This is a genomic window from Kitasatospora sp. YST-16, assembly GCF_026802215.1.
Classification (GTDB): domain Bacteria; phylum Actinomycetota; class Actinomycetes; order Streptomycetales; family Streptomycetaceae; genus Kitasatospora; species Kitasatospora cineracea.
Window position 1 is genome coordinate 3,969,468 of the sequence record NZ_CP113837.1, and the last position, 19,048, is coordinate 3,988,515.

20 protein-coding genes are annotated in these 19,048 nt (G+C 73.9%); 15 read left to right on the forward strand and 5 right to left on the reverse strand.

Annotation, left to right across the window (positions count from 1 at the left end; translation table 11 throughout):
- The first annotated feature begins 46 nt into the window (after positions 1-46).
- On the forward strand, positions 47-268 hold the full coding sequence (locus OU787_RS18265) for a dodecin (RefSeq protein ID WP_030458156.1): 222 nt from the start codon (positions 47-49) through the stop codon (positions 266-268).
- 112 nt (positions 269-380) lie between these two features.
- On the opposite strand, the gene OU787_RS18270 is transcribed toward OU787_RS18265, so the two are convergent.
- Positions 381-872, reverse strand: a complete 492-nt coding sequence (locus OU787_RS18270; RefSeq protein WP_030458155.1) for an inorganic diphosphatase — start codon at positions 870-872, stop codon at positions 381-383.
- Between the two features lie 95 nt (positions 873-967).
- Between OU787_RS18270 and dacB the strand changes: the two genes are divergently transcribed.
- From dacB to folE, 6 genes are all read left to right on the forward strand, one after another.
- Positions 968-2,488: a D-alanyl-D-alanine carboxypeptidase/D-alanyl-D-alanine endopeptidase gene (dacB, locus tag OU787_RS18275; RefSeq protein WP_051816559.1), complete on the forward strand. Its 1,521-nt coding sequence runs from the start codon at positions 968-970 to the stop codon at positions 2,486-2,488.
- 116 nt (positions 2,489-2,604) lie between these two features.
- On the forward strand, positions 2,605-3,762 hold the full coding sequence (locus OU787_RS18280) for a zinc-dependent metalloprotease (RefSeq protein ID WP_268660007.1): 1,158 nt from the start codon (positions 2,605-2,607) through the stop codon (positions 3,760-3,762).
- A gap of 231 nt (positions 3,763-3,993) precedes the next feature.
- The gene (tilS, locus tag OU787_RS18285) at positions 3,994-5,127 is read left to right on the forward strand and encodes a tRNA lysidine(34) synthetase TilS (protein ID WP_268660008.1); all 1,134 of its coding nucleotides are present in this window, start codon (positions 3,994-3,996) and stop codon (positions 5,125-5,127) included.
- Between the two features lie 78 nt (positions 5,128-5,205).
- Positions 5,206-5,745: a hypoxanthine phosphoribosyltransferase gene (gene hpt, locus OU787_RS18290; RefSeq protein ID WP_035953964.1), complete on the forward strand. Its 540-nt coding sequence runs from the start codon at positions 5,206-5,208 to the stop codon at positions 5,743-5,745.
- Between the two features lie 223 nt (positions 5,746-5,968).
- The gene (ftsH, locus tag OU787_RS18295; protein ID WP_030458150.1) at positions 5,969-8,011 is read left to right on the forward strand and encodes an ATP-dependent zinc metalloprotease FtsH; all 2,043 of its coding nucleotides are present in this window, start codon (positions 5,969-5,971) and stop codon (positions 8,009-8,011) included.
- A 124-nt stretch (positions 8,012-8,135) separates the two neighbouring features.
- Positions 8,136-8,741 carry a GTP cyclohydrolase I FolE gene (gene folE / locus OU787_RS18300; protein WP_030458149.1) on the forward strand — a complete coding sequence of 202 codons (606 nt, stop codon included), beginning with the start codon at positions 8,136-8,138 and terminating at the stop codon, positions 8,739-8,741.
- 55 nt (positions 8,742-8,796) lie between these two features.
- On the opposite strand, the gene OU787_RS18305 is transcribed toward folE, so the two are convergent.
- On the reverse strand, positions 8,797-9,978 hold the full coding sequence (locus OU787_RS18305; RefSeq protein WP_268660009.1) for an alpha/beta hydrolase: 1,182 nt from the start codon (positions 9,976-9,978) through the stop codon (positions 8,797-8,799).
- Positions 9,979-10,371: 393 nt separating this feature from the next.
- Between OU787_RS18305 and OU787_RS18310 the strand changes: the two genes are divergently transcribed.
- The 7 genes from OU787_RS18310 to OU787_RS18340 all read left to right on the forward strand — a co-directional run bounded on the left by OU787_RS18310 (position 10,372) and on the right by OU787_RS18340 (position 16,704).
- The gene (locus OU787_RS18310; RefSeq protein ID WP_268660010.1) at positions 10,372-12,210 is read left to right on the forward strand and encodes a phosphatidylglycerol lysyltransferase domain-containing protein; all 1,839 of its coding nucleotides are present in this window, start codon (positions 10,372-10,374) and stop codon (positions 12,208-12,210) included.
- 236 nt (positions 12,211-12,446) lie between these two features.
- On the forward strand, positions 12,447-13,313 hold the full coding sequence (gene folP, locus OU787_RS18315) for a dihydropteroate synthase (protein WP_030458146.1): 867 nt from the start codon (positions 12,447-12,449) through the stop codon (positions 13,311-13,313).
- A gap of 2 nt (positions 13,314-13,315) precedes the next feature.
- The gene (locus OU787_RS18320; protein WP_081966724.1) at positions 13,316-13,816 is read left to right on the forward strand and encodes a nuclear transport factor 2 family protein; all 501 of its coding nucleotides are present in this window, start codon (positions 13,316-13,318) and stop codon (positions 13,814-13,816) included.
- A gap of 166 nt (positions 13,817-13,982) precedes the next feature.
- A complete protein-coding gene (folB, locus tag OU787_RS18325; protein WP_030458144.1) occupies positions 13,983-14,342 on the forward strand; it encodes a dihydroneopterin aldolase in 360 nt (119 codons plus the stop codon).
- Positions 14,339-14,977, forward strand: coding sequence for a 2-amino-4-hydroxy-6-hydroxymethyldihydropteridine diphosphokinase (gene folK, locus OU787_RS18330; RefSeq protein WP_369794897.1), 639 nt, complete (start codon positions 14,339-14,341; stop codon positions 14,975-14,977). The genes folB and folK overlap by 4 nt, the downstream gene beginning before the upstream one ends.
- 122 nt (positions 14,978-15,099) lie before the next feature.
- On the forward strand, positions 15,100-15,597 hold the full coding sequence (locus tag OU787_RS18335) for a DUF3180 domain-containing protein (protein WP_030458142.1): 498 nt from the start codon (positions 15,100-15,102) through the stop codon (positions 15,595-15,597).
- A 105-nt stretch (positions 15,598-15,702) separates the two neighbouring features.
- Positions 15,703-16,704 (forward strand): hypothetical protein, encoded by a 1,002-nt coding sequence (locus OU787_RS18340; protein WP_268660011.1) that lies wholly within the window; start codon positions 15,703-15,705, stop codon positions 16,702-16,704.
- Positions 16,705-16,773: 69 nt separating this feature from the next.
- Here the strand turns inward: OU787_RS18340 and OU787_RS18345 are convergent, their stop codons facing one another.
- Complete coding sequence (locus OU787_RS18345; RefSeq protein ID WP_030458140.1) at positions 16,774-17,349, reverse strand: TerD family protein; 576 nt, start codon at positions 17,347-17,349, stop codon at positions 16,774-16,776.
- Positions 17,350-17,463: 114 nt separating this feature from the next.
- Positions 17,464-17,955 (reverse strand): hypothetical protein, encoded by a 492-nt coding sequence (locus OU787_RS18350; RefSeq protein ID WP_030458139.1) that lies wholly within the window; start codon positions 17,953-17,955, stop codon positions 17,464-17,466.
- Between the two features lie 62 nt (positions 17,956-18,017).
- Here OU787_RS18350 and arfB point away from each other — a divergent pair, with 62 nt between their 5' ends.
- On the forward strand, positions 18,018-18,446 hold the full coding sequence (gene arfB / locus OU787_RS18355; protein WP_030458138.1) for an alternative ribosome rescue aminoacyl-tRNA hydrolase ArfB: 429 nt from the start codon (positions 18,018-18,020) through the stop codon (positions 18,444-18,446).
- Positions 18,447-18,453: 7 nt separating this feature from the next.
- On the opposite strand, the gene OU787_RS18360 is transcribed toward arfB, so the two are convergent.
- Positions 18,454-19,008: a flavin reductase family protein gene (locus tag OU787_RS18360; protein ID WP_030458137.1), complete on the reverse strand. Its 555-nt coding sequence runs from the start codon at positions 19,006-19,008 to the stop codon at positions 18,454-18,456.
- Between the last annotated feature and the right edge of the window lie 40 nt (positions 19,009-19,048).

Consider the following 19,048-nt stretch of genomic DNA (forward strand, 5'->3'; position numbering starts at 1 on the left):
TGGACGGCGGGGGGAGCCACCCGTCGCCGCACAGGGAGAGACCGCCATGACCGACCACACCTACCGGGTCACCGAGATCGTCGGCTCCTCGCACGAGGGCGTGGACGCCGCCATCCGCAACGGCCTGGCCCGGGCGAACCGGACGCTGCGCAACCTGGACTGGTTCGAGGTGGTCCAGGTCCGCGGCCACCTCAAGGACGGCGAGGTCGAGCACTACCAGGTCGGCCTCAAGGTCGGCTTCCGGCTCGACGACAACGACGGCGCCTGAGCCGCCGCCGCGCGTACGCGCAGCAGGGCGCAAGCAGCAGGGGCGGGAGCCCGGGACTCCGGACTCCCGCCCCTGCACGCGCGGTGCGGGCCACCCCTGGGGGTGTCACGGCTCAGTGGCCGCCCTGCTCCTCCAGGCGCTTGATCGAGGCCGTGATCTCGGCCTCGGCCTCGGCGCGGCCGACCCAGTCGGCGCCCTGGACGGACTTGCCGGGCTCCAGGTCCTTGTAGACCTCGAAGAAGTGCTGGATCTCCAGGCGGTCGAACTCCGACACGTCCTGCAGGTCCTGCAGGTGCGACCAGCGCGGGTCGGTCGCCGGGACGCACAGCAGCTTGTCGTCGCCGCCGGCCTCGTCGGTCATGTGGAACATCCCGATGGCGCGGCACTTGATCAGGCAGCCCGGGAAGGTCGGCTCCTCCAGGATGACCAGCGCGTCCAGCGGGTCGCCGTCGTCCGCGAGGGTGCCTTCGACGTAGCCGTAGTCGGCCGGGTAGCGGGTCGAGGTGAAGAGCATGCGGTCCAGACGGAGCCGACCGGTCTCATGGTCGACCTCGTACTTGTTGCGCGAGCCCTTCGGGATCTCGATCAGGACGTCGAACTCCAACGGTTCCTCCAACGGTCGGTACTGACAGAATCCAAGTGTCTCCTACGGCGGGGTGTGCTCAGGAAAGGGGCCGGTCGGTGAGATCAGGGACAGGGGTGGGACGCGGGCGCAGAGCCGCCCTCGCGGCCGCGCTGGGGGTGGTGCTGGCGGCCGGGGCGCTCACCGCGGAACCGGCCCTCGCCCAGCCCACGCCGGGCGCCGGACACGGCCGGCACGCCGACGAGGGCGGCCAGGACGGCGACCGGGGCGGCGACCGGCAGGACGACGGCCGCGGGGACGACAGGGACGGCGGCCGGAGCGACGGCAAGGGCGGCGGCAAGCAGCGCCGCGACGACCGGCACCGGGCCGTCCCGCTCAAGGGCCCGGTGCTGGCCGAGGGCGACGCCGCCGACAGCAAGGCGCCGACCGGCGGCGGGCTGCGCACCGCGCTCGGCGGCACCGTCCAGGACAGGGCGCTGGGCACCCTGAACTTCGCGGTCGCCGACGCCGCCACCGGCGAGTTCCTGTTCGGCGCCCAGGAGAGCACCCCGGCCACCCCCGCCTCCACCACCAAGCTCGCCACCGCGGTCGCCGCGCTCGCCCTGCTGCCCGCCGGGCACCGGATCGCCACCACCGTGGTCGGCGCCGCCCCCGGCGAGATCACCCTGGTCGGCGGCGGCGACCCCACCCTGACCGCGCTGCCCGCCGACCAGGTCCGGATCGGCGGCCTGCCGGTCGACCAGGACAGCGCCCCCGCCTCGATGGCCGACCTGGCCCACCGCACCGCCACCGCGCTGAAGGCCGCCGGCACCACCGGGGTCAAGCTCTCGTACGACACCTCGCTGTACACCGGCCCGCTGCTGCACCGGGACCACGACGCGATGAACATCGCCGCGGTCACCCCGCTGATGGTCGACGAGGGCCGGATCGACCCGCGCTCGCCCGACGAGGCCCCGGCCCGGGTGTTCGACCCGGCCGGGCAGGCCGCCGACTCCTTCGCCGGCTTCCTCAGGGCCGAGGGCGTCACCGTGCAGGGCAAGCCCGCCGCGGCCGCCGCGCCCGCCGGGGCGGCCGAACTGGCCCGGGTGGAGTCGCCGACGATCGGCCGGCTGGTCGAACGGATGCTCACCACCTCCGACAACACGCTGGCCGAGGCGGTCGCCCGGCAGGCCGCGGTCGCCGCGAAGCAGCCCGCCAGCTTCGAGGGCGCGGCGAAGGCGGTCACCGACGAGCTGGCCGGGCTCGGGGTGCCGCTGGACGGCGTGCTGCTCACCGACGGCAGCGGCCTGGCCAAGGCCAACCTGATCCCGCCGATCACCCTGGTGAAGCTGCTCGCCGTGGCCGCCGCCCCCGCCCACCCGGAGCTGCGCCCGGTGATCACCGGCCTCCCGGTGGCCGGTTTCTCCGGCACCCTGGTGAACCGTTTCGGTGCGAAGTCCGGCGCCGGGGAGGCCGCCGGCATCGTCCGGGCCAAGACCGGCACCCTCCAGGGCGTCAACACCCTGGCCGGCACCGTGGTCGACGCCGACGGCCGGGTGCTGGCCTTCGCCCTGATGACCCGCACCGACGCCGACCCGGCCGCCGCCCGGGCCGCCGTGGACCGGATCGTCGCCCGGATCGCCGCCTGCGGCTGCTGACCCGGCCCGGCCGGCCGCAGCGGGCTTCTCCCGGAAGCCCGCTGACGGTGCGTCACCTCGCGGTCCGGGCTGGTGCGTCCCTCCCCCGGGCGGGGGCGAGCACGTACGGTGAGGGCATGACGAGCGCGAGCGGCGGTGCGGAGATGATCGACTGGAACCTCGCGGTGGCGACCGCGGTGCGGCTCGCCCGGCCGGGGCCGCGGATCGGTCGGGACGAGGCCCGGGCCGCCGTCGCCGAGCTGCGCCGGCACGCCGCGGAGGCCGAGCGGCACGTGCGCGAGTACACCGGCATGGGGTCGGCCTCGGCGGCGGGCACCCCGGTGCTGGTGGTGGACCGGCCGGGCTGGGTGCGGGCCAACGTGGCGGGCTTCCGGACGGTGGTGCGGCCGCTGACCGAGAAGCTGGCGGCCCGCCGGGAGGGCGGCGGGTTCGGCGCGGCGGCCGGCGCGGCGGGCGCGAAGGCCACCGGGGTGGAGGTCGGCGTGGTGCTGGCCTTCCTGTCGGCGAAGGTGCTCGGCCAGTACGAGACCTTCGCCCCGGCCGAGCTGCCGAGCGCCCCGGACACCCCGGAGGGCCTGTTCGACCAGCCGCGGCGCGGCCTGCCCGTCCCGCCCGGGCGGCTGCTGCTGGTGGCGCCGAACATCGTCCAGGTGGAGCGCGAACTCGACGTCGCCCCACACGACTTCCGGCTCTGGGTGTGCCTGCACGAGGAGACCCACCGGACCCAGTTCAGCGCGGTGCCCTGGCTGCGCGACCACATCCAGTCCGAGGTGCAGGACTTCCTGGCGCAGACCGACGTCGACCCGGCGGCCTTCCTGGAGCGGCTGCGCGAGGCGCTCGGCGGCCTGCCGGTCCCGGGCCTGGGCGGCACCCGGCGGGAGGGCGGCGTGCCCAGCGTGACCGACCTGGTGCAGACGCCCGCGCAGCGGGAGATCCTGGCCCGGCTGACGGCGGTGATGTCGCTGCTGGAGGGCCACGCGGACGTGGTGATGGACGGGGTGGGGCCGGCGGTGGTGCCCTCGGTGGCGGAGATCCGGGAGAAGTTCCAGCGCCGCCGCGACCGCGGCAGCGGCCGCCTCGACCTGGCGCTGCGCCGGCTGCTCGGGATGGACGCCAAACTGCGGCAGTACCAGGACGGCGCGGTGTTCGTCCGCGGCGTGGTGGAGCGGGTCGGGATGGACGGCTTCAACCGGGTGTGGACCTCGCCGAACACGCTGCCGACCAAGGAGGAGGTCCACGACCCGGCCTCCTGGGTGGCCCGGGTGATCGGTTGAGCGCGGTTCCCGGACGGGCGCGCGTCCGGTCCCGACCGGCCCGTCGACCGGGTGAGTCGTACACCTGGAGGCAGCCGTAACGTTTCTCCATTCACCCGTACGTGGGACGGTGGATCCGCCGTTGGCGCGGGTGGCGTGGGCGGTGGCCGGATTCTGCGACCATCTGTGAGCGCCTGGTGACCGAGAGCTGACCGGTGCCGACGAACCCCCCTCCGCCAAGGAGTGCCAACCATGGGCCCACACCCCGCTGTCGCGGCGATACGCCTCGCCGTCCGCCGTACCCTCGCCGAACTCGCCGCGGAGGCGGGTGTCGTCCCCGGCGGGCAGGACCGCCCGCGGACGCCCGCGCCGGTGCCGGTGCCCGCGCTGGCCGGCACCGCGACGGTGCCCGGCACGCTGATCGGCAACGCCCGCCGGCACCCCTCCGGCCTGCCCCGCACGCCCGCCGCGCCCGGCTCCCCGCTGGTGCTGGTGGCGGTCTCCGGCGGCGCCGACTCGATGGCGCTGGCCACCGCCACCGCCTTCGAGGCCCCCAAGCTCGGCCTGCGGGTCGGCGCGGTGACCGTCGACCACGGCCTGCAGGACGGCTCAGCCGAGCGCTCCGAGCAGGTCGCCGTCCGGCTGCGCGAACTCGGCCTGGACCCGGTGGAGGCGGTCGCCGTCCGGGTGGGCCGCGGGGGCGGCCCGGAGAACGCCGCCCGGGACGCCCGCTACGCCGCGCTCGACCTGGCCGCCGAGCGCCACGGCGCGCTCGCCGTGCTGCTCGGCCACACCCGCGACGACCAGGCGGAGACCGTGCTGCTGGGCCTGGCCCGCGGCTCCGGGGCCCGCTCGCTGGCCGGGATGCCCGCCCAGAAGGGCCGCTACCGCCGCCCGCTGCTGGAGCTGGACCGGGCCGCCACCCGGCAGGCCTGCGCCGCGCAGTCCATCCCGGTCTGGGACGACCCGCACAACGCCGACCCGGCCTACACCCGCTCCCGGGTCCGGCACGAGGTGCTGCCGGTGCTGGAGAAGCACCTGGGCGGCGGCGTGGTGGAGGCACTGGCCCGCACCGCCCGGCTGTTCCGCGACGACGCCGACGCCCTCGACCAGTGGGCCGCCCTGGCCGAGCGCGACCTGCGCTCCCCGGACGGCGCCCTGGACGTGGGCAAGCTCGCCGAACTGCCCCCCGCCGTGCGCCGCCGGGTGCTGCGCCGGGCCGCGCTGCGCGCGGGCTGCCCGGCCGGCGACCTGTTCGCCCGCCACCTGGAGACGGTGGACCTGCTGGTCACCGGCTGGCGCGGCCAGGGCCCGCTGCACCTACCCGGGGGCGTCGAAGCCGTGCGCCGGTGTGGCACGCTGGTGTTTCGGAGGCAGGGCGGCTGAGCACGAACCAGTCGTACTACCGCCGCCGAACCCAGACCCCGAACGTTTGAGGACGTATCCCCGGTGGACCAGAACGACATGGGCGCAGACCTCGCGAAGGTGCTCATCAGCAAGGACGAGATCGACGCCAAGCTGGCGGAGCTGGCCGCACGGATCGATCAGGACTACGCGGGGAAGGACCTGCTGCTGGTCGGCGTCCTCAAGGGCGCCGTGATGGTGATGGCCGACCTGGCCCGGACGCTGCACAGCCAGGTGACCATGGACTGGATGGCGGTCTCCTCGTACGGGATGGGCACCAAGTCCTCCGGCGTGGTCCGGATCCTCAAGGACCTGGACACCGACATCGCCGGCAAGGACGTGCTGATCGTCGAGGACATCATCGACTCCGGTCTGACGCTGTCCTGGCTGCTCGGCAACCTGGGTTCGCGCGGCCCGGCCTCGCTCAAGGTGTGCACCCTGCTGCGCAAGCCGGACGCCGCCAAGGTGGAGATCGACGTCGAGTACGTCGGCTTCGACATCCCCAACGAGTTCGTGGTCGGCTACGGCCTGGACTACGCCGAGAAGCTGCGCAACCTGCCGTTCATCGGCACGCTGGCGCCGCACGTCTACGGCGGCTGAACCGTCCGGGCGACGGGTGGGAACAGTGTCCCGTTCCCACCCGTTGTGCGGGGGTAGGAAAATAGCCCGCACCGTGGTGCGATCCCGCCGGGACCGGGGGTCGCTGCGGTACGGTCCAATCAAACGCTCGTCTTACGAGCACATATCGGATGCGCCGAGGCCCCACAGCCGAGCAGCGCCCGTTGAACTGGCAGGAGGGACGGGGCGGTGACGCCCCGCATGGATGGACGTCAAGCGATACTTCCGTGCGCCGATCATGTGGGTCGTGCTGGCCGCCCTCGCCGTGTTCGCGTTGATGGAGCTCGTCTCGGATTCGAGCGGCTACAAGACTGCGGACACCGGGCAGATCGTCAGCGCCATCGACAACAACCAGGTGAAGTCGGCGCAGCTCACCACCGGTGACTCGAACCTCATCAAGATCCAGCTGCAGGACGGTCAGAAGCTGAAGGCCGGCTCGAACGGCAAGTCGCCGTCCGGCACCCGCTTCCAGGCCTCCTACACCGGCGAGCAGCAGGCCGCCGACCTGGCCAAGACCCTGCAGGACAAGTACGCCGGCGGGCAGATCGCCGACGGTTACACGGTCAGCCCCGAGAAGCAGTCGACGATCGTCAGCCTGCTCTTCTCGATGCTCCCGATCGTGATCATCGTCCTGGTCTTCCTGTTCCTGATGAACCAGATGCAGGGCGGCGGCTCCCGGGTCATGCAGTTCGGCAAGTCCAAGGCCAAGCTGCTCACCAAGGACACCCCGAAGACCACCTTCGCGGACGTCGCGGGTGCCGACGAGGCGGTCGAGGAGCTCCACGAGATCAAGGAGTTCCTGCAGGAGCCGGCCAAGTTCCAGGCGGTCGGCGCCAAGATCCCCAAGGGCGTGCTGCTGTACGGCCCGCCCGGCACCGGCAAGACCCTGCTGGCCCGCGCCGTCGCGGGCGAGGCGGGCGTGCCGTTCTACTCGATCTCCGGCTCCGACTTCGTCGAGATGTTCGTCGGCGTCGGCGCCAGCCGCGTCCGCGACCTGTTCGAGCAGGCCAAGGCGAACGCCCCGGCGATCATCTTCGTCGACGAGATCGACGCCGTCGGCCGGCACCGCGGTGCGGGCCTCGGCGGCGGCCACGACGAGCGCGAGCAGACCCTCAACCAGCTGCTGGTCGAGATGGACGGCTTCGACGTCAAGGGCGGCGTCATCCTGATCGCCGCCACCAACCGCCCCGACATCCTGGACCCGGCGCTGCTGCGCCCCGGCCGCTTCGACCGGCAGATCGCGGTCGACCGTCCGGACCTCCAGGGCCGGCTGGACATCCTCAAGGTGCACCAGAAGGGCAAGCCGATCGCGCCGGACGTCGACCTGTCGGCCGTCGCCAAGCGGACCCCCGGCTTCACCGGCGCCGACCTGTCGAACGTGCTGAACGAGGCGGCGCTGCTCACCGCGCGCTCCGAGAAGAAGCTGATCGACAACCAGATGCTGGACGAGGCGATCGACCGCGTCGTGGCCGGTCCGCAGAAGCGCTCGCGGATCATGTCCGACAAGGAGAAGAAGATCACCGCGTACCACGAGGGCGGCCACGCCCTGGTCGCGGCGGCCTGCAACTACTCCGACCCGGTGCACAAGATCACCATCCTGTCCCGGGGCCGCGCCCTGGGCTACACGATGGTGCTGCCGGACGAGGACAAGTACTCGACCACCCGCAACGAGATGCTCGACCAGCTGTCCTACATGCTGGGCGGCCGGGCGGCGGAGGAGCTGGTCTTCCACGACCCGACCACCGGCGCCTCGAACGACATCGAGAAGGCCACCGCCACCGCGCGGGCCATGGTCACCCAGTACGGCATGAGCGAGCGCCTCGGCGCGATCAAGTTCGGCTCCTCCGACTCCGAGCCGTTCCTCGGCCGCGAGATGGGCCACCAGCGCGACTACTCGGAAGAGGTCGCCGGGCTGGTGGACGAGGAGGTCAAGAAGCTGATCGAGACGGCGCACAACGACGCCTGGGAGATCCTGGTCGAGAACCGGGACGTGCTCGACAACCTGGTCCTCGAACTGCTGGAGAAGGAGACGCTGAACAAGGAGCAGATCGCCGAGATCTTCACTCCGGTGATCAAGCGTCCCCCGCGTCCGGCCTGGACCGGGTCGGCCCGCCGCACCCCGTCCACCCGGCCGCCGGTGCAGTCGCCGAAGGAGCTGGCGCTGACCAACGGCGCCGCGCCGACCGCGGGCGACCCGGTCGACGTCGTGAAGCTCCCGCCGGTCGACGGCGGCCAGGTCGAGAGCTGACCGACCGCACAACCGTTCGGAATGGATGCCGCGTTTCCGGGGTTTGTACCCTGGAGGCGCGGCATTCGTGCTGCACCGACCCTCTTTACCGAGATTTTTCCGACTGACGAGCAGCGAGGCACGCATGATCGATCCGGTGACGCTCGACGGTGAGACCCCCGTCCGCGAGTTCGACCAGAAGCGGGCCGAGAACGCCGTCCGCGAGCTGCTGCTCGCCGTCGGGGAGGACCCGGACCGCGAGGGCCTGCTGGAGACGCCGGCCCGGGTGGCCCGCGCCTACCGGGAGATATTCGCCGGGCTGTGGCAGCAGCCGGAGGACGTGCTGACCACCACCTTCGACCTCGGCCACGACGAGATGGTGCTGGTCAAGGACATCGAGGTGTTCTCCACCTGCGAGCACCACCTGGTGCCGTTCCGCGGCGTCGCGCACGTCGGCTACATCCCGTCCACCAGCGGCAAGATCACCGGCTTGTCCAAGCTGGCCCGGCTGGTCGACGTGTACGCCCGCCGGCCGCAGGTGCAGGAGCGCCTGACCAGCCAGGTCGCCGACGCGCTGATGCGGATCCTGGAGCCGCGCGGCGCCATCGTGGTGATCGAGTGCGAGCACATGTGCATGTCGATGCGCGGCATCCGCAAGCCCGGCGCCAAGACCATCACCTCCGCCGTCCGCGGCCAGCTGCGCGACCCGGCCACCCGCAACGAGGCGATGAGCCTCATCATCGGCCGCTGACGCGCCGTCAGTCCGCCGCAGGGGCGCCACCCGCCACGGGTGGCGCCCCTGCGCGTCAGGGCCGCGGCTCGCGGTCCGGCGGCGGGGCGAGGTGGTCGCCGAGCCACTCCAGGGTGGCGGGCAGCTCGCGGCGCCAGCTCTCGAAGGAGTGGCCGCCGTCGGGCAGGACGATCGAGTCGACCTCCAGCTCGGGGTGGGCCGCGGACACCTGCCGGGCCTCGGCCAGGAACTGCTCGGTGGCCGGGTAGTCGTCCTCGGCCCGGGTGGAGACCAGCAGCAGGTCGGCCCGCGGCGCGGGCAGGTGCTTCAGCCGCCAGTTCAGGTCGGACTGCTGGGCGGCGTCCTTGTCGCCGCGGAACAGGTCGCCGTCCGTCCAGCGGTCGTTGGGCACCGTGTAGTCGGCGTGCATCCCGGCCGCGGTCCGGAACGTGCTGGGGTGGCGCATCGCCAGCCGCAGCGCGCAGGACCCGCCGGTGGAGTAGCCGAACACGCCCCAGGAGTCCGCCGACCGGCCGACCCGGTACGCGGAGCGCACCGCCGCCGGGACGTCCTGGGCGAACCAGGTCTCCGCCTTGGGACCGCCCGGGACGTCCACGCACTCGGTGTTGCGCGGCGGGGCCACCGTCGGGCGGGCCATCACGATCACGGTCGGCGCCAGCTGCCCGGTGCGCTGCAGCTCGGCGGCGGTCTGCGGCAGCCGCAGCCCCTCGACCAGGTGCAGCGACGGGCCGGGGTAGCCGGCCAGGGCGAGCAGCACCGGGAAGCGCTCGCGGGCGTAGCGCGGGTTGAAGTACTCCGGCGGCAGGTAGACGAAGACCTGGTCGGACAGGCCGGAGGCGGGGCCGGTGATCCGCACCGAGTCGACCCGGCCGACCTCCTCCGGGGGACCGGCGGGCAGCACGTCCTTGACGCCCTCCAGCCCGCCCTCGGTGGTGGGCCGCACCAGCTGCCCGCCCGCCGGGGCGGCGTCCGGACCCTTGGCGGCGGCCAGGGCGAGCGGGGCGCCGCCGGGACGCAGCAGGTCGTTCCAGGAGCTGTAGAAGCCGTACGCGTCGTTGACCGACAGCAGCAGCACGCCCAGCACCGCCAGTTGGGTGACCGTCAGCAGGCCCAGCCGTCCGAGCACCGGGAGCGGGCGCTGCCGGGCCAGCCGGGGCCACAGCCACAGGGTGCCGAGCAGGGCGGCGGCGGCCACCGCGGCCAGCGTGTACACCAGTGTCCGGCTGGTGAGCTCCATGCCTTCCGGTCCCTCCTCGACTCCCGCCCCGCCATCGTCATCTGACGGTCCGTCGGGAGCGAATGGGGGTACGCTGACCGGGCGTCGGAAACCCGTGCGAATAGCCCGGTACCGGAAGGGGAACCGTCGCAGTGGAACGCGGCGTCCATCGGGATGCCGGACGCGCCGAACCGCCGGTCGGGCGGGCACGGGTGCGGACGAGGCCGGGGAGTCGTGTCCCCCGGACCGATGAGCGCAACCGTTCGATCCGGGCCCCCGGCGAGCGGACCGGAACGCCCCGTGGACCGCACTTGACGTGCGGATTGCCAGAAAAAGGAACAGTCATGAAAGTCCATCACGCCCCTGTTCCCGGAGTGCGCGCGCAGCGTCCCGGTGCCTCTAGGCTGAGTTCCCATGAGCGCTCCCGTGTCCGCTGAGACGACCTCCGACGCGCCCCGACACCGGGGCCTGCAGGCGCTCCGCAGCCAGGCCGCCGCGGTGCCGCGGGCCTGGCTGCCGGGCGCGGTCGGGTACGCCTGCCTGGCGATCGGCCTGATCGACATCGCCGTCGCGCTCTCGCCCCGGCTGCGGCTCACCCGGGTCCACACCGTGGTCGGCCAGCTGCCCGGCGGCACCACCTCGCTGGCCGCCGCCGGCACCCTGATGGTCGGCATGCTGCTGGTGCTGCTCGCGCACGCGCTGCGCCGCCGCAAGGCGCGCGCCTGGCGGGCGGTGTGCGTGCTGCTGCCGGTCGGCGCGGCGCTGCACCTGCTGCGCTGGCACCAGTTCGGGCAGGCCGTGGTCTCGCTGGCGCTGCTCGCCGTGATGCTGGTGCACCGGCGCGAGTTCTACGCCAAGGCCGACCCGCGCACCCGCTGGCGGGCGGTGGCCGCGTTCGTGCTGCTCGGCGCGGTGTCGGTGGGCCTCGGCCTGGTCGTGGTGTCGGTCCGCTGGAAGGCGGAGGTCGGCGACCCGTCGCTGTTCCAGCGCCTGGAGCAGGTCGGCTACGGCCTGTTCGGCTTCGAGGGGCCGATCCACTACACCTCCGACCGGATCGGCGACCTGGTCGGCTACTCGCTCGGCGCGCTCGGCCTGGTCACCGCGCTGAGCACCGCGTACCTGGCGCTGCGCCCGGAGAAGCCCGAGCCCGAGCTCACCCCCGAGGACGAGGTCCGGGTGCGCGAGCTGCTGGCCCGGCACGGCCGGCGCGACTCGCTCGGCTACTTCGCGCTGCGCCGCGACAAGAGCGTGCTGTTCTCGCCCACCGGCAAGGCCGCGATCTCCTACCGGGTGGTCTCCGGCGTGATGCTGGCCTCCGGCGACCCGGTCGGCGACGTCGAGGCCTGGCCCGGCGCGATCAAGGTCTTCATGGCCACCGCCCGCGAGCACGCCTGGGCCCCGGCCGTGATGGGCTGCTCCGAGGTCGGCGGCGAGGTGTGGACCCGGGAGGCCGGGCTGGACGCGATCGAGCTCGGCGACGAGGCGATCGTCGACACCGCCGCCTTCTCGCTCTCCGGCCGCGCCATGCGCAACGTCCGGCAGATGGTCAAGCGGATCGAGCGCAACGGCTACTCCTGCAAGGTGCGCCGGGTCGGCGACCTCACCCTGGAGGAGAAGCGGCAGATCGGCGACGCGGCGGCCCGCTGGCGCGGCACCGACACCGAGCGCGGCTTCTCCATGGCGCTCGGCCGGTTCGGCGACGCCGGGGACGACGACTGCGTGGTCGTCACCGCGCACAAGGCCCCCGAGGAGGGGCAGCCGGCCACCGGCGACGACCTGAAGGCCGTGCTGCACTTCGTCCCGTGGGGCGAGGACGGCATCTCGCTGGAGCTGATGCGCCGCGACCGGGAGGCCGACCCGGGCCTGAACGAGCTGCTGATCGTCGCCGCCCTCCAGGAGGTCGGGGCGATGGGCGTGCGCCGGGTCTCGCTGAACTTCGCGATGTTCCGCTCGGCGCTGGCCCGCGGCGAGCGGATCGGGGCCGGGCCGGTGCTGCGGGCCTGGCGCGGGCTGCTGGTGTTCCTGTCGCGCTGGTTCCAGATCGAGTCGCTGTACAAGTTCAACGCGAAGTTCCAGCCCACCTGGGAGCCGCGCTTCCTGGTCTACCAGCACACCCGCGACCTGCCGCGGATCGGCTTCGCCGCGATGCAGGCCGAGGCGTTCATCACCCTGGGCATGCCGCGGTTCGGCCGCAAGCGGCAGCGCCAGGGCCTGATGCAGGAGCCTGCGGCGCCGCTGGGCAAGGCGGCGTAAGCGGGGCCGCTGCGCGGGCGGGATGGTGCGAAACCGGGGGCGCGGGGAACTGCGCGCGGCGGGAGGAGCACGTCAGCGAGGTCGCGGGACAGTGCAAGTGGCTGTCCTGCGAGGCGATCTGGCTGTGGGTGCTCGGTTGGCCGCGCAGTTCCCCGCGCCCCTGCTTTCGCAGGGTCTGGCGCGGCAGGTCTCCCCGGTGCCCCTGGTTTCGCGGGGTTTTCGGGGGTGCGTCGATAATGGGACGCATGAGCGAGAACGTCCCCGGTCTGCCCGTCCTCGAGCGCTGTGCGGTGATGGGGGTGGTCAACGTCACGCCGGACTCCTTCTCGGACGGCGGGATGTGGCTGGACCCGGCGAAGGCGGTCGCGCACGGGCTGGACCTGGTGGCGCGCGGGGCGGACCTGGTGGACGTGGGGGGTGAGTCGACCCGGCCGGGGGCGGTGCGGGTGACCGAGGCGGAGGAGTTGCGCCGGGTGGTCCCGGTGGTCACCGAGCTGGCCCGGGCCGGGGTGGTGGTCTCGGTGGACACCATGCGGGCGAGTGTCGCGGCGGCGGCGGTCGCGGCGGGCGCCCGGGTGGTCAACGACGTCTCCGGCGGGCTCGCGGACCCGGAGATGGCGGGCGTGGTCGCCGACACCGGCGCGCCGTTCGTGGTGATGCACTGGCGCGGCCAGTCCGCGGACATGGACGCCCTCGCGGTGTACGGCGACGTGGTCGCGGACGTGGTGCGGGAACTGACCGTCCGGGTCGAGGAGTTGCTGGCCGCGGGCGTCAAGCAGGAGCAGCTGATCCTGGACCCCGGACTGGGGTTCGCCAAGACCGGGGCGCACAACTGGGCGCTGCTGGGCCGGCTGGACGCGCTGACGGCGCTGGGACGGCCGGTGCTGGTGGCGGCTTCGCGCAAGCGCTTCCTGGGTACGCTGCTGGCCGACCCGGAAACCGGGGAGCTGCGCCCGGCGCGGCAGCGGGACGACGCCACGGCGGCGGTCTCGGTGCTGTCGGCGAAGGCGGGCGCCTGGGCGGTCCGGGTGCACGACGTGTCCGGCACGGCTGACGCCGTGAGAGTCGTCGCGGCCTGGGAGCAGGCGGCGCAGAGGGGGTAGACGTGGCGGATGCAGTGAGCGGTGGCAACGACCGGGCGGCGGCGCTGGAGCCGGACGAGGAAGCCGTCCTGGCGGTCAACCAAGCGCTGTACGAGGCGCTGGAGAACGGCGACCTGGAGGCCGTCGAGGAGATCTGGCTGGGGCCGGACGAGGCGGACGACAAGGGCGGGGTGTTCTGCGTCCACCCGGGCTGGCCGGCGCTGATCGGCCGGGCCCAGGTGACCAGGTCCTACATGCTGATCATGGCGAACACCGAGTACATCCAGTTCTTCCTGACCGACGTCGAGGTGGACGTGCAGGGAGATGTGGCGCTGGTCACCTGCACGGAGAACATCCTGTCCGGCGGCGAGCCGGAGGAGGAGGGCGAGCTGGGGCCGCTGGTGGGCGGCAAGGTGGTCTCGACGAACCTGTTCCGGCGGACGTCAGCGGGCTGGAAGCTGTGGTCGCACCACGGGTCGCCGGTCCTCACCAGTGGGGACGACGAGGACGACGAGGACGAGTAGCGGCGCCGCGTCAAGGGCCGCGGCGGCCGGTCCGATCGGGTGGGCGGCCGGGGAGGCGGGCCCGGGCGGTCGGTGCTCGAAGGTAGATTCGAGGGGCGGCGGGCGACGGTGCCCGCCGTTCCCCGCCCCCGGGCGGGGCCGTCAGCTGGGAGCAGTGATTCTTTTGCTGGACCGCGTCACCCTGCGCGGGCTCCGTGCCCGCGGCCACCACGGCGTCTTCGAGCGCGAGCGGATCGAGGGGCAGACCTTCGTGGTCGACCTGACGCTGTTCCTCGACACCCGGCCGGCCGCCGCGGGCGACGACCTGACCCGCACCGCCCACTACGGCGTGATCGCGGAGGAGGCCACCGCGGTGATCGCGGGCGATCCGGTCGACCTGATCGAGACGCTGGCCCAGCGGATCGCCGACCAGTGCCTGCGCCACGAGGTGGTCGAGGAGGTCGAGGTCACCGTGCACAAGCCGGACGCCCCGATCACCGTCCCGTTCGACGACGTCACCATCACGATCCGCCGGAGCCGCGCCTGACCGCGCCCGGTGGAGCCCGAGCAGAGGGAACTCCATTGGCCACGACCGACCCGACCGCCACGCCGACCACGTTCGACCTGCAGGGCAAGGTGGACCGCGTGGAGTCCACCCTGCACAGCCCCCGCACCGCCGCCGTCGCCCTGGGCAGCAACCTGGGCAACCGCCTGGAGACCCTGCAGGGCGCCGTCGACGCGCTGGAGGACACCCCCGGGGTGCGGGTGACCGCGCTGTCCGCGGTGTACGAGACCGACGCCGTCGGCGGCCCGGAGAACCAGCCGAGCTACTTCAACGCCGTCGCCGTGCTGCGCACCTCGCTGCCCCCGCAGGACCTGCTGGAGCGGGCCAACGCGGTGGAGGACGCCTTCGGCCGGGTCCGCGAGGTCCGCTGGGGGCCGCGCACCCTGGACGTCGACGTGCTCGCCTACGAGGGCGTCACCAGCGACGACCCGCACCTGACGCTGCCCCACCCGCGGGCGCACGAGCGGGCGTTCGTGCTGGCCCCCTGGCAGGACGCCGACCCGGCGGCCGAGGTACCGGGCCACGGGCCGGTCGCCGAGCTGCTGGCGGGCCTCGGCGGGGCCGAGGCGCAGGGCGTGCGGCTGCGCGGGGACCTGCAGCTGCGGCTGCCCGAGTAGCCGGGGCGGGCCCCGGGAACTTCCGGGCGCACGCGGGCGTAGCTCCCTGCGGGTGCGACCGGGCCGGTACGGTGGCCTGGTCGTGACCCCGCCGTCGTACCACTGGAAGGAAGCCCGTCCGCGTGAAGCCGCTCCGTCTCCGCCTGCTGCTCGGCATCACCGCGATCACCGGGCTGCTGTCCTGGGGCGGCGCCCGGCTGTGGGACTCGCTGGGCACGCTGCCCGGGGTGCCCGCCTACGCGCCGTACGTGCTGGCGGCGATCGCCGTGGTGCTGCTGGCCGCGGCGGTGTCGCTGCGCTCCCGGCTGAAGGCGGTGCGCGAGCGGCAGCCCGGCGCCAAGGGCGTCGACCCGCTGCACGCGGCCCGGGCGCTGGTGCTGGGGCAGGCCAGCGCGCTGGTGTCCGCGGTGGTGACCGGGATCTACGCGGGCGTCGGGGTGTTCCTGCTCGGCTCGCTGGACGTCGCGGCCCGCCGGACGCAGGCGGCCACCGCGCTGTTCGCGGTGCTGGCCGGCGCGGCGGTGATCGCGGTGGCGCTGTGGCTGCAGCACATCTGCAAGCTCCCCGAGGACCACGACGACCCCGAGCACCCGCGCGGGACGGCCGCCTCCCCGCGCTGACGCATCGTCACCGCACCGTCGCCGTCCGTGGTTCTCGCGGACTGTCAAGGCCCGAACGGGGGGGTGAGGCTGACAGCGCCGCGATTCGCACGCTAGTTTCTAGCCATGTCTCGCGGACGCCACCGTCATTCCTCCGTCCTCGGCCGGCTGCTGCCCCCGGTCGCCTCCGGTGTGCTCGTGCTCGCGGCGGTGGCCGCGCTGGTGGCCAGTCCGGACCAGGTGGCGGCCCGCTCGGTGGGCGTCGCCGCGGTGGTCGCCGTGGTCGGCCTGGCGCTGGTGCTGCGCCAGCGGGACCGGGCCGCCCGGACGTCGGCCCAGCTGGCCGTGGTGCGCCGGATGCGGGCCGAGGAGCGCTACGAGGAGCAGATCGCCGAGGCCGAGTACGCGGCCGAGGTCGCCGAGGAGCGGGCCACCCGGTTCGGGCGGCGGCTGACCGCGGAGAAGTCCCGGCTGGCGAAGGCCGAGACCGAGATCGCCCGGCTGCTGCGCGAGCGCGCCGTGATGGTCGCCGAGCAGGCCCTGAAGGAGGCCGAGGCGGCCCGCCGGGCCGTGGAGGCCGCCCGCCCCAGGAACCCCGTCACGCCCGCCTCCTACGTCCGCGCGCAGGCCGCGCTGCGGCACCTGGAGCGGCAGGCGGCGGTCGCCGAGGCGCGCCGCGAGGTGGACGAGCGGGCCCAGGTCGAGCTGCGCCCGAAGGTGCCGGAGCCGGTGCCGGCGGCCGGGGCAGCGGCGCTGCGCCCGGTCGGCCCGGCGCTGCCCGCGCAGGAGCGCCCGGCGGTGCCGGCGCCGCAGCGGCCGCGGGCCACCGCGTTCAGCTTCTTCGGCCGCCCCGGTGCGGCCCGGGCCGCGCTGCGGGCGGGCGCCCCGGCCCCCGCGGTGGGCGACCTGGCGGACGTGGTGGGCGACGAGGCGCTGGCCGACAGCGAGCGCTACGCGGTGCCGTCCGGCGCGCCGGTGGACGCCGCGCAGCCGCCGCACCGGGCGGTGGAGCAGCCGCCGAGCCACCAGCACGCCGAGTCGGACACCGAGTCCGAGGTGGTCGACCTGACCGCGCACGACGAGACCGAGCTGCTGGAGCTGCCGGAGCTGCGGGCCGGCCGCTCCTGACCGCGCCGCCGCACGTGCGAACGGCCCCCCGGGTGCTTCCCGGGGGGCCGTTCGCGTGGTGGTGCGGGGTCAGACGTTGACGCCGAAGTCCTGGGCGATGCCGACCAGGCCGGAGGCGTAGCCCTGGCCGATGGCGCGGAACTTCCACTCGTCGCCGTTGCGGTACAGCTCGCCGAAGATCATCGCGGTCTCGGTGGCGGCGTCCTCGGAGAGGTCGTAGCGGGCGATCTCGGCGCCGCCGGCCTGGTTGACCACCCGGATGTAGGCGTTGCGGACCTGGCCGAAGCTCTGGCCGCGGTTGAGGCCGTCGTAGATCGTCACCGGGAAGACGATCTTGGTGACGTCGGCGGGCAGCGCGGCCAGGTTGACGTTGATCGACTCGTCGTCGCCCGCGCCCTCGCCGGTGCGGTTGTCGCCGGTGTGCACGACGCTGCTGTCCGGGGTGCTGGTGTTGTTGAAGAAGACGAAGTGCCGGTCCGAGTAGACCTTGCCCTCGCCGTTCAGCACGATCGCGCTGGCGTCCAGGTCGAACTCGGCGCCGGTGGTGGTGCGCACGTCCCAGCCGAGGCCGACGGCGACCGCGGTCAGGCCGGGGGCCTCCTTGGTCAGCGAGACGTTGCCACCCTTGGTGAGGCTCACGGGCATGGTCTGTGGTGTCCCTTCGGTCGGTTCTGCCCAGAGAACGCGGGACGGGCGGCCGTTGGTTCCACTGCTCGGTGGACGGACGGATTTCTCCGTCCGGCGGACGCCCGGCGTCGATCAGATTCTCGGGTAGCGGCCCTGCACGGTCCAGACGTTCGGGTTCTCGGCGAGTCCCTCGTGCAGCTCGGTCAGGTCGGCCAGCACGTCCTGGAGGAAGTCCCGGGCCTCGCGGCGCAGTTCGGCGTGCCGGACCACCAGCGGCTCGTCGTCGGGGCGCCAGGTCGCGGTGATCTCCACCCAGCCGAACCGGCGGGCGAAGCGCAGCAGTTCGGTGTTCTGGGTGAAGTCCAGGTCCTCGGTGCGCACCCGGGCCTCCCGGCTGCCGCGCGGGCCGTCGTCGAGCCGCTCGACGACGTCGCACACCGCCCAGGCGAAGTCCAGCACCGGCACCCAGCCCCAGCGGGTCTCCAGCCCGGCGCCCTCGTCCGCCTCCAGGTAGACGTCGCCCGCGAACAGGTCGTGCCGCAGCGAGCGGACCGACGCGGTGCGGTAGTCGGTCTGCGGGGGGTCGGGGAGGCGGGTGGACAGCGAGTAGCCGAGCTCGATCACGCCCGCCATTGTGCCCGGTTAACCAGGTGACGGGGCCCCGGGGCGGGCGGGATGATGGGCGCATGACTGAGCCTGTGCGCGTACGGGGTTCGGTGGTCGTGCCCGACGCCGAGCTCGTCTGGCGCTTCTCGCGTTCCTCCGGCCCGGGCGGGCAGCACGTGAACACCTCGGACTCGAAGGTCGAGCTGCGGTGGGACCTGGCGGCCTCCGAGGCGCTGCCGCCGGTGTGGAAGGAGCGCGCCCTGGAGCGGCTGGCCTCCCGGCTGGTGGACGGGGTGCTGGTGGTCCGGGCCTCCGAGCACCGCTCGCAGTGGCGCAACCGGGAGGTGGCCGCGGCCCGGCTGGCCGCGCTGCTGGGGGAGGCCACCGCGCCGCCGCCGAAGGCCCGGCGGGCCACTAAGCCCAGCCGCGGCATGGTCGAGCGGCGGCTGGAGAACAAGCGGCACCGCTCCGGGCTCAAGCAGGGCCGGGGCCGGGTCCGCCCGGAGTGACGGGCCGTCAGCCGAGCTGCCGGTAGCCGCCGCGCAGGTACAGCAGCGGCCGGCCGGCCGGGGCGGGCACCTCGGCGGCGAGCACCCGGCCGAGCACCAGGGTGTGGTCGCCGGCCTCGATCCGCTGCTCGGTGCGGCACTCCACGGTGGCCAGCGCGCCGTCGACCAGCGGGGCGCCGGCGTGCGGGCCGCGGTGCCAGGCGGCGTCGGCGAACAGCAGCCGGTCGCTGAGCCGGCCCTTCATGGCGAACCGGGAGGCGAGCGTGCGGTGCTCCTCGCCGAGCAGCGACACCGCCCAGGTCTCGGCCCGGCCCAGCAGTTCGTCCATCCGCGAGTCGGTGCGGACCGAGACCAGCACCAGCGGCGGCTCCAGCGACACCGACAGCAGGGAGGTCGCGGTCATCCCCGCGTCCTCGCCGTCCTCGGGGTCGTGCACGGTCAGCAGCGAGACGCCGGAGGCCAGTTGGCCGAGGGCGGCCCGGAACTCCTCGGGGGTGGCACCGGCCGCCGCCGCGGGGGCGGGGGCCGCGGGGGCGGCGGGGGACTGCGGAGAGCTGTACACGTACCGCACGGTAGTCGCCGGTCGGGCGGGCCGGTATCGG